Origin of the sequence: Kribbella sp. NBC_01505 (assembly GCF_045040285.1) — a bacterium.
Lineage (GTDB): Bacteria > Actinomycetota > Actinomycetes > Propionibacteriales > Kribbellaceae > Kribbella.
In genome coordinates this window covers 4,618,376-4,632,417 of sequence record NZ_CP109425.1, presented here as the reverse complement: position 1 = coordinate 4,632,417, position 14,042 = coordinate 4,618,376, and the positions used below count along the sequence as shown (strand labels likewise).

The following is a 14,042-nucleotide window of genomic DNA, read 5'->3' as shown; positions in this document are numbered from 1 at the left end:
CTGTCGGGTTGAGCAGACAGCCCACGGCGGGGGCCTCGAGGCGGGGCGTTGGCGCGACGCGTCTCGAGGCCCCCTGCCGATCAATCCACCAGTTCTACTGTCTCCGCGTGCCGGCGGGCAAGGTCGTGGTAGACGGCGGCGTTGTGATCGACGAAAAGCTTGGCCGTCCCGGCCAGCGGGACGATCTTCTTCGCCGGGCTCCCCATCGCCACCGATTCCGGCGGGACCACCGCTCCCGGCGTGACGGTCGCCCCGGCCGCGATCAGCGTGCGCGCCCCGACGACCGCGCCGTCCAGGACGATCGCGCCGTTCCCGATCAGCGCCTGCTCGCCGATCGTGCAGTCGTGCACGAGGCACAGGTGCCCGACCGTCGCGTTGGGCCCGACCTCACAGCCGGTGTGGCCGGCGTGGATCACGGTGTTGTCCTGGATGTTCGCCCCGGCCCGGATCGTGATCGTGGCCAGGTCGGCGCGGATCACCACGCCGTACCAGATCGACGCCCCGGCCTCGACCACCACATCCCCCACCAGCGTCGCGGTGGGTGCGATCCAGGCGTCCGGGTGCACCGTCGGACTCTTACCTTCGAACGAGAACATCGGCATAGCGCGACCTTACGTGGCCTGTCGACCGGCGGCCGGATCACTGCCGATCGGCAGTAGGCGCGTCCTGGTACGGATCGGTATCGTCGGCCTGTGAGACTGCAGATCGCCAGGTGGGTCGACACCGCGGCGGGGCGTGCCGCGCGCGACGTCACGCTGTGGCTGGTGCTGCTGACACCCAGCGTGGTCTGGGCGGTCGACGGCAGGCTCGCCGTGCTGAACTGGTGGGAGCTGCTCGGCCCTCCGATCGCACTGGCCGCGGTGGTGCTGATGAATCGGCGGTTCCCACTCGTCTCCTTCGCGCTGTCCGTCGCGCTGACCGTGCTCGACCCGCTCAGCCCGGTCGACCGGTACACCTTCGCCGTGGTCGTGGTCAGCTACCTGCTCGCGGTGCGGGCGCCGAGCACTCGCCCAGTGCTGGTTGCGATGGCCATCATCGTGCTCGCTGCGATGCTCGGCGGGTTCGTACTGCATTTCCGGGAGGCCGCGTGGGTGTGGGGCTACACCGCGGTGGCTCTACCAGTCGTCAGTCTCGTCCCCTGGCTCGTCGGCAGGTACCGCCGCCAGCAGCACGACCTGGCCTTCGGCGGGTGGGCCCGGGCGGAGGAGATGGAGCAAGCGCAACAGGCGGATCTACGACAGGCCAGGCTGCGCGAACGGGCCAGGATCGCGCACGACATGCACGACTCGCTCGGCCACGAGCTCAGCCTGCTCACCCTGCGGGCAGGCGAACTGGAGCTCTCGTCCGACCTGGCCGAGCATCACCGCGACGCCGTTGGCGGGTTACGCATGGCAGCCGGTACGGCGACCGAGCGGCTGCGCGAGATCATCGGCGTACTGCGTGACGACTCGGAGCCCGCGCCGAGTGAGCCGGCACAGGACAGTGTCGGGAACCTTGTCGAGCGCGCGCGATCGTCCGGACTGAGGGTTCGGCTGGAGACCGAGGGCGAGGCCGCCGAACTGCCACCGATGGCGGACCGTGCGGCCTACCGGGTCGTCCAGGAGTCGCTGACCAACGCCGCGAAGCATGCGCCGGGCGCGGCGGTCACCGTCCGGCTGACGTACCAGCGAGCGGAGACCGTCGTGACTGTCACGAACAAGCTGCCACCGAAGCCGGTCACCGGCGTGAGCACCGGCAACCTCGGCCTGGTCGGCCTGCAGGAACGAGTCCGGCTCGCCGGGGGAACATTCGAAGCCGGCCCGCGCGGCGGGATCTTCACCACCGTCGCGCGCCTTCCCCACGCGGCAGGGGTCGCCGACCGGACCGCGACCGGCGCGGAGAGTCCGGCCGCCACCTTGTCGATGGCCGCCAGGCAGCGCGACCGCGCCCAGCGACGCGCGCGGCGTGGCTTCCTGCTGGCGTTCGCCGTCCCTGCGGCCTTCGGGCTGTTCATGCTGCTGGCCGCGACCGGGATCGTCTACCAGACCTATTCCTCGGTGCTGAGCCCCGAGGACTACGCGCGCGTGCAGATCGGCCTTCCTGAGGCCGAAGTCCGCCCGTACTTGCCTGTGCACAGCTACAGCGACCTTCCCGAACAACTGCGCCGGCTGCCCGCCCCTGCGGGTGCTCGGTGCGAGTACTACGTACCGGATGCCGACCTGCTCGCAACCGCGGCCCCGATCTACCGACTGTGCTTCTCCGGCGGCCGTTTGGTCGCCAAGGACGAGCTGACCCGTCCCTAGGACAAGGAGCGACAGTGATTCGAGTGATCCTGGCCGACGACGAGGCGATGGTTCGTGCCGGTATCAAGGGCATCCTGACCAGCGATCCCGGCATCGAGGTGGTCGCCGAGGCCGGTGATGGTCGCGAAGCCGTCGAGCTGGTCATCGCGCACCGGCCGGACGTGGCGGTCCTGGACATCCGGATGCCGGGTGTGGGCGGACTGGCTGCGGCGGCCGGCATCTGCGAGCGCGTGCCGGAGACCGCCGTGGTCATGCTGACGACGTTCTCGGAGGACAGCTACATCGCCGAGGCGCTGCGCGTCGGCGCGAGTGGATTCCTGCTGAAGTCCGGCGACCCCCGCGAGCTGGTCGCCGGCGTCCGCGCGGTCGCCGAAGGTGCGGCGTACCTGTCACCGAAGATCGCGGCGCGGGTCATCGCGAACCTCGGTGGGGACAAGATGTCCCGCATCACCACCGCCATCGACCGCATCAGCGCCTTGACCGGCCGCGAGCGCGAGGTACTGACACTTCTCGGTGCCGGACAGTCCAACGGGGAGATCGCCCGTGAGCTCTTCCTGGTCGAAGGCACGGTGAAGAGTTACGTGAGCACGATCCTCAACCGCCTCGGCGTCCGCAACCGTGTCCAAGCGGCTGTCCTCGCCTACGAAGCGGGCCTCATCGACAGCGCCCCCTGACAGCGTACGGTCCGCTGTCAGGGGCCTCAGGGTGCTTCAGGCGTCGCGCTTGCGGAGCATGAAGTAGCCGCCGGCCAGCGACAACAGACTCCAGCCCAGCACGATCAACCCACCGACCGCGCGTGGGTAGACGGCATCGCTGCTCCCATGCATGAGGTTCGCTCCCGCGTCACCCGGAAGGTAGGCCGCGACGGTCTCCAGCCCGATCGCGGGCATCATCAACGGCAGGATCAGCAGCACCACGAAGATGATCGCGATGGTTGCCGCGGCACTGCGTACCGCGGTCGCCAGGCCGAGCGCGAAGAGACCGATCATCGGCAGGTACAGCGTCACGCCGACCACGACGTTATAGGCGTCGTCGGTACTGAAGCTGTCACCGAAATCACCGAGGCCGACCACAGCGATGCCCAGCCCCGTACTGCCGAAGACAAACCCGAGCAGGACCAGCAGCGGCACCAGGACCGCCACCTTGGACAGCAGCATCCTGACCCGGTTCGGCGTCCACTGCAGGGTGTTGCGGATGCTGCCCGACTGATACTCCGCGGTCATCATCAGCACCGAGAGAATGACTACGCCCCACTGCACCAGGTATGCCATCACCTCACCGGTGACGAACGGCGCCGAACTGGTGAACGCGTTGGGGTTGCCCTCCGCATGCTGTGACCTGGTCGAGATCGCGGCGATCGCCACGCCTCCGAGCAGCAGCGCGGTGGCCGCGGCCAGCGTCCACCAGGTCGAGGCGACCGAGCGGAGTTTCGTCCATTCCGAGCGCATGGCGCCGAAGAACCCACCCCCGGCAGCCGGCGGCAGATCGAGCCGTGGCGGCACCACCGAGATCGAGATCGTCATACCTTTCACACCTGCGCTTTCTGGTGGTTCGCGGTCGCTCGCAGCGAGTTCGACTCGCCGTACTCGACGCTGCCGGCGGTGAGTTCCATATAGGTCTGCTCCAGCGAGGCGCCCAGCGGGTTGAGCTCGTGCACTCTGATTCCCAGCTCGAAGCAGAGGTCGCCGATTCGCTCGGGCGGCACACCACGGATGCCGAGCTCGAACGGGTTGTCGCGCTGGATCGCGACCGAGTCACCCGCCAGTCGCCCGGCCAGCGCCTCGATACCGCGCGGGTCCGGGCTGCGCAGCCTGACCGACTGCCCGGACGCGTTCGCCATCAGCTCGGCCATCGGGGCGTAGGCGATCAGTTCGCCCTTGCCGATGATGACCAACTGGTCGGCGATCAGCTGCATCTCACTCATCAGATGGCTCGAGATGAACACCGTCCGGCCGTCGTCGGCCAGCGACCGCACGAGATCCCGGATCCAGCGGACACCGTCCGGGTCGAGCCCGTTGACCGGCTCATCGAAGATGAGGACCTCCGGGTCACCGAGCAGCGCGCCGGCGATGCCGAGCCGCTGCCCCATGCCCAGTGAGAACGAGCCGGACCGCTTGCGTGCCACCTCGGTGAGGCCGACCACCCCGAGAATCTGGTCGACCCTCGAGACCGGGATACCGTGGGTGTGCGCCTCGGCGAGCAGGTGGTTCCGCGCCGATCGGCTCGGATGCACGGCCTTGGCCTCCAGCAGTGCGCCGACCTTGCGCAGCGGATGGCTGAGCGAACTGTACGGCGTGCCGTCGATCAGCGCCGAACCCTCACTCGGGGCGTCGAGCCCGAGAATCATTCGCATCGTGGTCGACTTGCCGGCCCCGTTCGGGCCGAGAAAGCCAGTGACCTTTCCGGGTGCGATCTCCAGCGTGAGGCCGTTGACAGCGGTCCTCTCCCCGTACCGTTTCGTCAAGCCTCGCAGGGTAATCATGGTCCCTCACCGTCTTCCGTTTCGCTTGCGGAAAACGCTACGGACGCGGGGCCCCGTCCACAGCCCGCGATCGACCCCTACCTGACCCTGCCGATCGGCAGGGTCGGTCCGGTCTCGATCGGCGAGATATATGACGTAACATGTCACCTATTCAGGGCGAGGCTGGATTCATGACCACGATCGAGAGAGCCTGGCTGGCGGTTGTCTCCGCCGACCACACGCGCCGTGCAGTCGCCGGCGGCTTCGTCCAGCTCAACCACGGCAAACGCCCCGGCGTCGCCCGTCTGCACCGCGGCGACGGCTTCGTCATCTACTCCCCCACCGACCTGTACGGCGACAAGACGCCGCTGCGCGCGTTCACCGCGCTCGGAATCGTGGCCGACGACGAGCCCTACCAGGCTGCTCCGATGTCCATGGGCGCTCGGGGGACCGTCGAGCCGTGGCGTCGTACCGTCGCCTTCGCCGACGTCACCCCGGTGCCCCTCACCGACATCACCGGCGAGCTCCAACTCACCGCACAACCGAACTGGGGCTATCAGTTACGCCGAGGCCTGGTACCGCTGCAGCCCGACGATTTCGCCGTACTGCAAGCAGCGATGTCCCAGGTAGGCTTGGGGAACTGAATCAGTCGACGTGAACCAGGGGTGGGACATGAACAACAAGACCGCAGCAGTTCGAGCCGGCGTCGGCGCCGGACTCCTTGCTGTACTGACGGTGGCCGCGGTGCTCGCGCCAACGGCCGCGATCGCAGGCAACGGCGACAAGAAGGTCGAGATCATCAAGGCAGCCGGCGACAAGAAAGTAGAAGTGATCAAGTAGCCGGCCCCGACCCCGCGGCCGCCGGCATCGAACGGCGGCCGCGGACGATTCACATCTTTACTTGGGGACTGACGCAGACGACCTCGGCACCCCACATCTGGTGACCGGCGCAGGCGATCGTGGCCGCTCCGTGACCCCCGGTCCGCTCGTTGTTGCCGCCGGGCGGCGTCCAGTGCGACTCGAGCCTCGTCCGGCCGTTGTACAGCGCGGCCCAGATCCAGTCCGGCCCCCACGCACGGGCGTGCCAGCCTTGGCCGTCCCGCTCGATGCAGACCGTGTAGCCGCTCTTGCTGTTGCAGAGCTGGTAGTTCGGTACGGCGGCCCCCGCGGGCAGCGTGGCCACCAGCGTTCCGGTCATGACGGTGGCGACGCCCAGCAGTGCACCGATGCTCTTCCGCATATGTCCTCCTTCGTCGACTTTTCCTTTCGGCTCGGCCGACGCTAGAAGGGCGACGGGCTGCGGTGAACCCCGTCGATCAGTGTCGAAAGAGCGCGTCAACCACAGCCGAAGACATCCGTGCCGGTGGAGCAGGTTAAGTTCAGGTATGGCTGTTCTGAAGCTGATCGGGGACGACGTGCCGGTTGCTGCGGCTCGGCGGGTGGCGTTGGGGGCGCAGGGGTTTGCGGGTGGGCGGCCGGGTGGGCGGATCGACGTACGGCGGATGCGTGGGGCGATCGGGGCGGCCGGTGTGCTGCAGGTTGATGCGGTGAATGTTTTGACGCGGGCGCATTACCTGCCGTTGTTCTCGCGGTTGGGGGATTATTCGCGCGACCGGCTGGATCAGCTGAGCTGGGCGCCACCGCGGGAGCTGTTCGAGTTCTTCTGGGCGCACAAGGCGGCTTTGCTGCCGGTGGAGTATTTTCCGTTGCTGCGGCATCGGATGCGGGCGGCCGAGCAGCAGGACTGGGCGGCTGAGCTCGCGCCTGAGATCACGGCGCCTTGGGCGGTGGTGATCGGTATGCGGCGGCTGCAGGCTGAGCGGCCCGGGTTCGTCGAGCGGGTGCTGGCGACGATCGCCGAGCGCGGTCCGTTGACGGCTGGCGAGCTCAGTCCGGACGATGTACGACGAAAGCGCAGCGACCCCGATCCGGATCCGGGAACCGGCAAGATGTGGAACTGGCAGGACGCGAAGATCGCGGTCGAGTACCTTTTCTGCGCCGGTCTGGTGAGTATCGCGGGCCGGCGGAACTTCGAGCGGCTCTACGACCTGACCGAGCGGGTGCTGCCGGCCGCCGTACTGGCTGCACCGGAGCCTGCGGACCCGCAGCGCGAGCTGGTGCGGATCGCCGCGCGCGGCGTCGGCATCGGCACCGCCGCCGACCTGTGCGGATCCCGCGGCCACTACAAGTTGCCCACGGCAACCGCTCGCCGGATCATCGGCGAGCTCGTCGAATCCGGCGAACTGATCCCGACCCAGGTCGAGGGTGTCCCGAAGCAGAGCTACCGCTGGCACCAGGCCGAGGATCGCCCGGTCGATGCCCGCGCCCTGCTCTCACCGTTCGATCCCCTGATCTGGAACCGCGACCGCACCCACCACTACTTCGACTTCTTCTACCGGATCAGCATCTACACCCCAGCCGCCGAACGCATCCACGGCTACTACGTCCTCCCCTTCCTCCTCGGGGACAGTCTGGTAGCCCGCATCGACCTCAAAGCCGACCGCTCCACCTCCACCCTCGTCGTCCCCACCATCACCCCCGAACCCAACGCCTCCGACCTCACCGAGTCGCTGGCCGCAGAGCTCCGCCTGATGGCCGACTGGCTAGGCCTCACCAACCTCCACATCACCGCCACCAGCCCCCTCACCCGCTCGGTGGCCACCGCTCTCTGACAACCGCGGCCGACCACTTCGACGGTTATCCGTTCAAATGCCCAGCGGCCGGTCGCCGGGTCGGCCAGTTGGGATGCGGCCGCCTCAGCAACCGAGCGGGAGCTCGCCTTTGCGGGGCGCTACTGCCTCCCAGCGACAGCGGCGCCCCGCAAAGCGACCGCGATCGGGCGAGCTGGCGTCGACAGCACGCCGAGCTTTGTGCTGCGGGGGCTTTGGACGTCAGGGGACTGAGCGGACCTTGGTGACCAGGAGGCCGGCGGCTGCGGTGACCAGGGCGGAGAGGAGGTAGAGCACGGGGTAGCCGCCTAGGTGTTTGACGATGGGGGCGGCGATGAGGGGAGCCAGGACTTGGGGGAGGGAGTTGGCGATGTTGATGACGCCTAGGTCCTTGGCGCGGTTCTGGACGTTCGGGAGGACCTCGGTGATCAGGGCGAAGTCGACGGACAGGTAGACGCCGAAGCCGATGCCGAGGACGATCGCGCCGAGGATGGCACCCGGCCAGGTCGGCCAGAGGGCGAGGATCACGCCGGCGACCGCCATCACCAGGCCGGAGCCGATCACGAAGATCTTGCGGCGGCCGATGCGGTCCGACCAGCTGCCGAAGGCGATCGCGGTGGTCAGGGTGCAGACGCTGTAGATCGCGGTCAGGATCAGTACGGCGGTGGTCGCGTCCGGGACGCCGACCTCGTCCTGCAGGTAGTAGAACAGGTACAGCAGGCCGATCGAGTTCCCGACGTTGAACAGGAACCGCGTCAACCAGGCCCAACCGAAGTCCGGAAACCGCCGCGGACTGATCCAGAAACCCCGCAGGTACTCGCGCAGCACGAATCGCGGTGGTTGGACGGCGAGCGGCGCGTCCCGACCGCGCAGCACATACGGTACGACGGACAGCACGAGGAAGACCGCACAGGCGACGTACCCGAAAGCGATGCCACCGGCGACCGTCACCAGCGCGGTCCCGACGAGCGCGCCGGGGACCTGGGCGACGGCGACCCAGCCTCCGACGACGCCGCGTTGGTCAACCGGCACTCGGTCTGGGACCGTCGCGGTCTGCGCAGCCAGTACGGCGTTGCCGAACAACTGCACGAGGCACCAACCGACCAGCATCAGCGCCACGCCTTGCGCGCCGGCCAGGATCAACAGCCCGACGGCCGCACCGAGTGCGCCGCCGAGCGTCCAGGGTGTCCGGCGGCCGAACCGCGAGGTCGTCCGGTCCGAGACCGCACCGAAGACCGGCGCCGCGACCACCGAGACCGCCGCACCGATGCCGGTGACCAGTCCGAAGACGAACTCTTTGTTGCTAGGCGCAACAGCCTCGGACTGCTTGGCGAGGAGCACCTGGATCGGGCCGAACCAGGCGGCGAACACGCCGACGTTCGCCAGCACCACAGTGGCGGCCCAGCCTGGCCGAACCCGTACGGTGGGTTCGACCAGGGGGTCGACGGTCATCCGCGATTCTTCACGATCAGATCGCGATACCACTGGTACGACGCCTTGGGCGTCCGCTCGAGCGTCTCGAAGTCGACGTGCACGAGCCCGAACCGCTGCGAGTATCCGGCAGCCCACTCGAAGTTGTCCATCAGCGACCACTGGAAGTACCCGCGAACGTCGACACCGTCATCGATTGCCGATCGCAACGACCGCAGATACCCATCCAGGTAAGCGATCCGGCGCTGGTCGTCGACCACACCGTCGACCGGTACGTCGTTGATCGCGCACCCGTTCTCGGTGATGTAGATCGGTGGCAGCCGATCGCCGTACCGGTCCTTGAAAGTACGTAGGACCTCGCCGAACGCGTCGGGCACGATCGGCCAGCCGAAGTCGGTCCGCTCGTACCCTTCGGTCGCCCGCGGCTCGAACGGCAGCCCCGCGGGTAGCGGGATGCCGTCGGTCGCGCCGGTGTCCGCGTTGCCGGTCGCGGCGCCGACGGTCACCGGCGCGTAGTGGTTGATCCCGAACCAGTCGAGCGGCGTCGAGATGATCTTCAGGTCGTCCTCGACCGGCCCCGGCATCGCGGCCTCGTACCCGGACGGGTACTTCCCGAGCAGGACCGGGTCGGCGAACAACCAGTTGATCAGGTTGTCGTACATCCCGGCGGCCTCGACGTCCTCGGCGCTCTCACTGGCCGGCCACGTCGGCGCGTGATTGCTGGCGATGCCGATGTTGACCGCACCGCCCGCGCGCAAAGCCTGTACGGCGCGGCCGTGCGCGAGCAGCTGATGATGTGCGACCGGCAACGCGTCGAACATCAACTCCTTGCCCGGGGCATGCGCACCGAGCGAGTAGCCCATCAGCGTGAGCACCATCGGCTCGTTGATCGTGATCCACATCGGGACCCGATCCGCGAAATGCCCGGCCAGCACCGACGCGTAGTCGGCGAACCGCTCGGTGATGTCCCGCGACAACCAGCCGCCGGCATCCTCCAGCGGCTGCGGCGTGTCCCAGTGGAACAGCGTCGGCGCCGGCTGGATCCCGGCGCCGAGCAGCGTGTCGATCAGCCGGTCGTAGAAGTCCAGACCGGCCGCGTTCCCCGGCCCGGTCCCGTCCGGCTGGATCCGCGACCAGGAGAACGAGAACCGGTAGGTGTCGATTCCGAGCTCACGCATCAGCGCGACGTCCTCGGCGTACCGGTGGTAGTGGTCGCAGGCGACCGCCCCGGTCTCGCCGTTCAGGATCTTGCCGGGCTCGGCGCAGAACGTGTCCCAGGTCGAGGGACCGCGGCCGCCTTCGGCCACAGCCCCTTCGATCTGGTACGCCGAGGTCGAGACACCCCAGCGGAATCCGGGCGGGAAGTTGAGCTCAGCTGTCACTCACATCGTCCTCATCTGGAGTGGTGTCGATCGGTTCGACCTTGTGGACGATCACCGCGGTCCCGTAGGCGGCGACCTCGCTCATCGTCTGGGCGATCTCGTTGCAGTCGAACCGCATCGCGAGGATCGCGTTGGCGCCCATCTGCTGCGCCATCTGGCACATCCGCATCACGGCGACGTGCCGCGACTCGGCCAGCATCTGGGTGTACTCCGGCACCTCACCGCCGCCGAGCGACCGGAAGCTGGCGGTGAAGTTCGACCCGAAGTCGCGACTCCGCACGGTCAGCCCGAAGACCTCACCGAACACGGTGTCCGCGACGTACCCGGGCAGGTCGTTCATGGTCGAGACCAGCACCGGGTACGGCGAACCCTGCGGCACGACGCGCGGAGCGTTCTGCGGCGCCGGCGGGTAGTTGCCCGGCGCCTGCCCGTACCCCGGACCAGGCCCTCCCGGACCCGGCTGGCCGTAGCCCTGCGGCGGCGGCCCCTGCTGGTACCCGGGCGGCGGCGGCTGGTAGCCGGGAGGCGGTCCCTGCTGGTAACCAGGCTGCTGCTGCGGGGGGTAGGGCTGGTTGGGGTTCGGAGGATAGTTCTGCGTCATGCACTCATCCTGACATCACTGCCGAAACACTCTGAGTTCATACACCGAATATCCGTACGACGTCGCCCGCTGAGTGCCCGTGATCTTCACGTACCGGGCCTGGGTGGCCGGGAACCGCACCACGTCCTCCCCGCCGTTCCCGGTCGTCGTCGCGTACACCTGTCTCCAGGTGGACCCGTCGGTCGACACCTCGACCCGATAGCCCTTCGCGTACGCCGCCTCCCAGTTCAGCACCACCCGGCCGACCTGCTGGGTGCTGCCGAGGTCGACCGACAGCCACTGCGGATCCGACCAGTCACTGGCCCACCGCGTGTCCAGCTTCCCGTCGACCGCGTTCAGCGGCGGTGAGTTGTAGATCCCGGTCTCGTGGCTGCTCGCCGTCGCCGTCTTGCCCTGGGCAACGTTGCTCACGTCGTCACCGCGGTGCGCCGGGAACTCGACCACCTGCTGGTACGTCGGCCGGTTGACCCACGCCATCCGGTCCTGGGTGATCCCGCCCATCGGGTTGTGCGCGATCTGGTCGGCGCAGAACTGGTCACCCGCCGTACAGTCCGCTGACGCCGGGTAGGTCGTCGCCGCCGGCACCTTGGTGGCCGCCAGCAAGGAGTCGGTGAGCACCGAACGACAGGCCGCCAGTGCTCCGCTCCCGCAGTACGTCACCGGCTGTGCCGCCTTGACCGGGTCGCCGAGCACCTTGCGGAGGTCGCGCTGGACGAACCCCCACCAGCCGCTCTGGAACGCCGACCCCTGCGCACTCGGGCGCTCGTCGATCTTCAGGTTCGCGACCAGAGCGCCGTACAGGTCGGGACCGAGGTCCTTGAACTGCGCGGGGACGAGGATCGGCCACCAGGCGTCGAGGATCCGGATCGCTTCGGCATGGTCGTAGGTCTTCGACGACGCGTTCGGCGTCTTGCGATGGCTGCCCGCGTCCTTCCAGGCCGTCAGCTTGGCGACCGCGTCCGCGACAGCCGGGTCGGTGATCGGCGCGCTCTTCAGCACGCGGAGCAGATACGGCAGCACGTAGTCGGCGCGCAGATCGACGGTCGCCGCGCTCTCCATCGCCTCGACCAGCTTGCCGCGGGTGAACTTCCCACCGCTGTCGATGACCGACTTGATCCGGTCGTCGAGCGGCTGGTTGCGGTAGATGCCGTTGTAGCCCCATTGGCTGTCGGAGGCCGAGAAGCCGGGCGCCTGTTTGTTGTTCCAGCTGGTCAGGTAGTCCTGGTTGACCACCTGCGGATGCTCGGCCGGCGGCGTGTACGTCGCCCGGTTCGTGGCCGAGTTCCAGCCCTTCCACTCGTACGTGCTCCAGGTCGGCAGGTTCGGATCGGCACCGGCCGCGCGGACCGGGTTGTCACCGGAGTTGAAGTACGCGATCGACGACTTGTCGGTGTAGAACCAGTTGAAGGTGTAGCCGATCTTCTCGGCCGCCTTCTTGAAGTCGGCCGCCGACTTCATCTTCTCCGGGTCGTTGAACAGCATGAACCCGAGCGCCGAGCCCGCGTCGTTGCCGTAGGTCGACCGGTTCTTGGTGAACAGCACCGGTTTGCCCGCCACCGTGCCGCGGTGCGTGACGATGCCGAACTTGGTGCGCAGGGCAACCAACGTGTACGACCCGGCCGGCTCGGAGGAGCCAAGACTCGAGTACCACGCGTTGTTCCGCTCGAGCCGCTCGATCGGCGTGCACTCGCCCCGGAAGACGTAGTACGTCGAGTTCTTCGTCGGTGTACTGCCGTTCGGCTCGCAGAGCGGGACTGCGAAGGTGTCGGTGATGTCCTGGCCCGCGGATGTCGCGCTCCAGGAGTAGTCCTGGCCGCGGCCGATCAGCGTATAGAAGTTGAGTCCGGAGAAGGCGATCCCGCGAGTACTGACGCCAGGGCCTTGAAGCTCTTGGCGCAGCAGGAGTTGCGGTGCGAAGTAGCCGGTCTGCGGGCCGTAGACCGCGACCGGGTTGCCGCTCTCGGTGTGCGCACCGGAGACCAGCAGCGCATTCGACATTGCCTTCTTCCCGTAGCCCTCGGGGAAGACGCCGCCGTCGAAGATGCCCTGGAGGCTGTCGGCTCCCTTGACCTTGGGCGCGGGTTTGGGTGCCGCCTTCTTGTTGACGGTCTGGTTGATGACCTCGGGCTCCGGCGTGACCGAGCCACGATCGGGCATCGCCCGGCCGGCCGGGTTCGGACCGGTGGTTCCGTACGGGAAGGACGTGCCGTCGTGCACCGTCGTACTGGCTTCGGGGTCGTTCTGCGAACGGAACGACTCCCAGACTTTGGTGCCCTGGGCAACGCCGTACTTCGCCTGAGCCTCCAGCAGGGCAAGGGCGGAGTTGACCTCCGCACCGCCGCCGGTGCCGAAGATGCCGGCCACCACGGCCGCGGTGGCGACCACGTCGGTCACCTTCCACGGACTCGTCGGCCACTGCAGACCGAGCGCCACGTATTCACCGGGGTACGCGATGCCGATCGTGTTGATGTAGTGGTTGACCCCGTCGACCCAGGCCTGGATGTCCTGCTGCATCTTCACGCCGTCGGCGCCGTACAGCTCGTCGGCGTCGTCGTACTGGCGCTGCAGGTCGGCCTCCGTGTACGGCGCCGTCCGCCAGAACTCCTGCTCGAACGCCCGGTTCGAGGCCGCGCCACCGGCGAACGGCGTCAACTGGCCGCGGCCGAGGTGCCGGAAGACATCCATCACGAACAAGCGGTCCTGCGCACCGGAGAACCCGGCACCGAACATCGTGCCCAGGCGGGTGGTGCCGGTGATGTGCGGGATCCCGCGCGACTTGTCCCGGACGATCGTGACGTCCGAACGCGGCTGGATCGTGCTCGCCACGTCGCCGGGCTTCACTCCGAACGAGGCGTCGTCGTAGTACGGCGCGAGGCCGTCGTCCTGGATGCCTTGCGAGTTCCAGACCAGGTCCTGATAAGGCTTCACGGTGTCGCTGAAGTGCGGCGGTCTGATCCCCAAAGCCTTGAAACCAAGGAGATCCGTGAAGGTGGCGTTGCCGTTCTGGCCGGGTGGCAGGATGTCGCGGCACTGGTCGGCGCAATAGTCCACCGGTGCGGCCGCGGGAGCCGCTTGCGGGCTCGCCTGGGTGGTGGGGACGGGGAGCGCGGCGAGTGTGGCTGTCACAGCTAGGACAGCGATCGCTGTCCGAAGGGTGCGGGTCCTGACTGCGGGGCGGGGCACGGAATCCTCCCTTGGTCGAAGAAAATGAGAATG

General features: G+C 68.0%; 13 protein-coding genes. 5 read left to right on the top strand and 8 right to left on the bottom strand.

All coding sequences use genetic code 11. The annotated features are described in order from the left end of the window. Window positions 1-80: 80 nt before the first annotated feature. On the bottom strand, window positions 81-602 hold the full coding sequence (locus tag OG474_RS21935) for a gamma carbonic anhydrase family protein (RefSeq protein WP_405064220.1): 522 nt from the start codon (window positions 600-602) through the stop codon (window positions 81-83). Window positions 603-692: 90 nt separating this feature from the next. Between OG474_RS21935 and OG474_RS21930 the strand changes: the two genes are divergently transcribed. Together OG474_RS21930 and OG474_RS21925 are read left to right on the top strand one after the other, a co-directional pair. Then, entirely contained in the window at window positions 693-2,282 is a 1,590-nt protein-coding gene (locus OG474_RS21930; protein ID WP_405064219.1) for a sensor histidine kinase, read from the top strand. 14 nt (window positions 2,283-2,296) lie between these two features. Beyond that, complete coding sequence (locus OG474_RS21925; RefSeq protein WP_405064218.1) at window positions 2,297-2,956, top strand: response regulator; 660 nt, start codon at window positions 2,297-2,299, stop codon at window positions 2,954-2,956. 36 nt (window positions 2,957-2,992) lie between these two features. Here the strand turns inward: OG474_RS21925 and OG474_RS21920 are convergent, their stop codons facing one another. Together OG474_RS21920 and OG474_RS21915 are read right to left on the bottom strand one after the other, a co-directional pair. After that, window positions 2,993-3,805 carry an ABC transporter permease gene (locus tag OG474_RS21920; RefSeq protein ID WP_405064217.1) on the bottom strand — a complete coding sequence of 271 codons (813 nt, stop codon included), beginning with the start codon at window positions 3,803-3,805 and terminating at the stop codon, window positions 2,993-2,995. A 5-nt stretch (window positions 3,806-3,810) separates the two neighbouring features. Next, window positions 3,811-4,764: an ABC transporter ATP-binding protein gene (locus OG474_RS21915; RefSeq protein WP_405064216.1), complete on the bottom strand. Its 954-nt coding sequence runs from the start codon at window positions 4,762-4,764 to the stop codon at window positions 3,811-3,813. A gap of 170 nt (window positions 4,765-4,934) precedes the next feature. Between OG474_RS21915 and OG474_RS21910 the strand changes: the two genes are divergently transcribed. Both OG474_RS21910 and OG474_RS21905 read left to right on the top strand, forming a co-directional pair. Then, a complete protein-coding gene (locus OG474_RS21910; protein WP_405064215.1) occupies window positions 4,935-5,387 on the top strand; it encodes an EVE domain-containing protein in 453 nt (150 codons plus the stop codon). A 28-nt stretch (window positions 5,388-5,415) separates the two neighbouring features. Beyond that, window positions 5,416-5,583, top strand: coding sequence for a hypothetical protein (locus OG474_RS21905; RefSeq protein WP_405064214.1), 168 nt, complete (start codon window positions 5,416-5,418; stop codon window positions 5,581-5,583). A gap of 49 nt (window positions 5,584-5,632) precedes the next feature. Here the strand turns inward: OG474_RS21905 and OG474_RS21900 are convergent, their stop codons facing one another. Beyond that, on the bottom strand, window positions 5,633-5,983 hold the full coding sequence (locus OG474_RS21900) for a hypothetical protein (RefSeq protein WP_405064213.1): 351 nt from the start codon (window positions 5,981-5,983) through the stop codon (window positions 5,633-5,635). Window positions 5,984-6,128: 145 nt separating this feature from the next. Between OG474_RS21900 and OG474_RS21895 the strand changes: the two genes are divergently transcribed. Continuing rightward, window positions 6,129-7,415 carry a winged helix-turn-helix domain-containing protein gene (locus OG474_RS21895; RefSeq protein ID WP_405064212.1) on the top strand — a complete coding sequence of 429 codons (1,287 nt, stop codon included), beginning with the start codon at window positions 6,129-6,131 and terminating at the stop codon, window positions 7,413-7,415. Between the two features lie 219 nt (window positions 7,416-7,634). On the opposite strand, the gene OG474_RS21890 is transcribed toward OG474_RS21895, so the two are convergent. The 4 genes from OG474_RS21890 to OG474_RS21875 are packed head-to-tail and all read right to left on the bottom strand — an operon-like array spanning window position 7,635 to window position 13,952. Continuing rightward, window positions 7,635-8,864, bottom strand: a complete 1,230-nt coding sequence (locus tag OG474_RS21890) for an MFS transporter (protein WP_405064211.1) — start codon at window positions 8,862-8,864, stop codon at window positions 7,635-7,637. Further along, window positions 8,861-10,225, bottom strand: a complete 1,365-nt coding sequence (locus OG474_RS21885; protein WP_405064210.1) for a GH1 family beta-glucosidase — start codon at window positions 10,223-10,225, stop codon at window positions 8,861-8,863. Before OG474_RS21885 ends, OG474_RS21890 begins: the two co-directional genes overlap by 4 nt. Further along, entirely contained in the window at window positions 10,215-10,826 is a 612-nt protein-coding gene (locus tag OG474_RS21880) for a YbjQ family protein (RefSeq protein WP_405064209.1), read from the bottom strand. Before OG474_RS21880 ends, OG474_RS21885 begins: the two co-directional genes overlap by 11 nt. 15 nt (window positions 10,827-10,841) lie before the next feature. Further along, the gene (locus tag OG474_RS21875; protein WP_405064208.1) at window positions 10,842-13,952 is read right to left on the bottom strand and encodes a penicillin acylase family protein; all 3,111 of its coding nucleotides are present in this window, start codon (window positions 13,950-13,952) and stop codon (window positions 10,842-10,844) included. Window positions 13,953-14,042 lie beyond the last annotated feature (90 nt).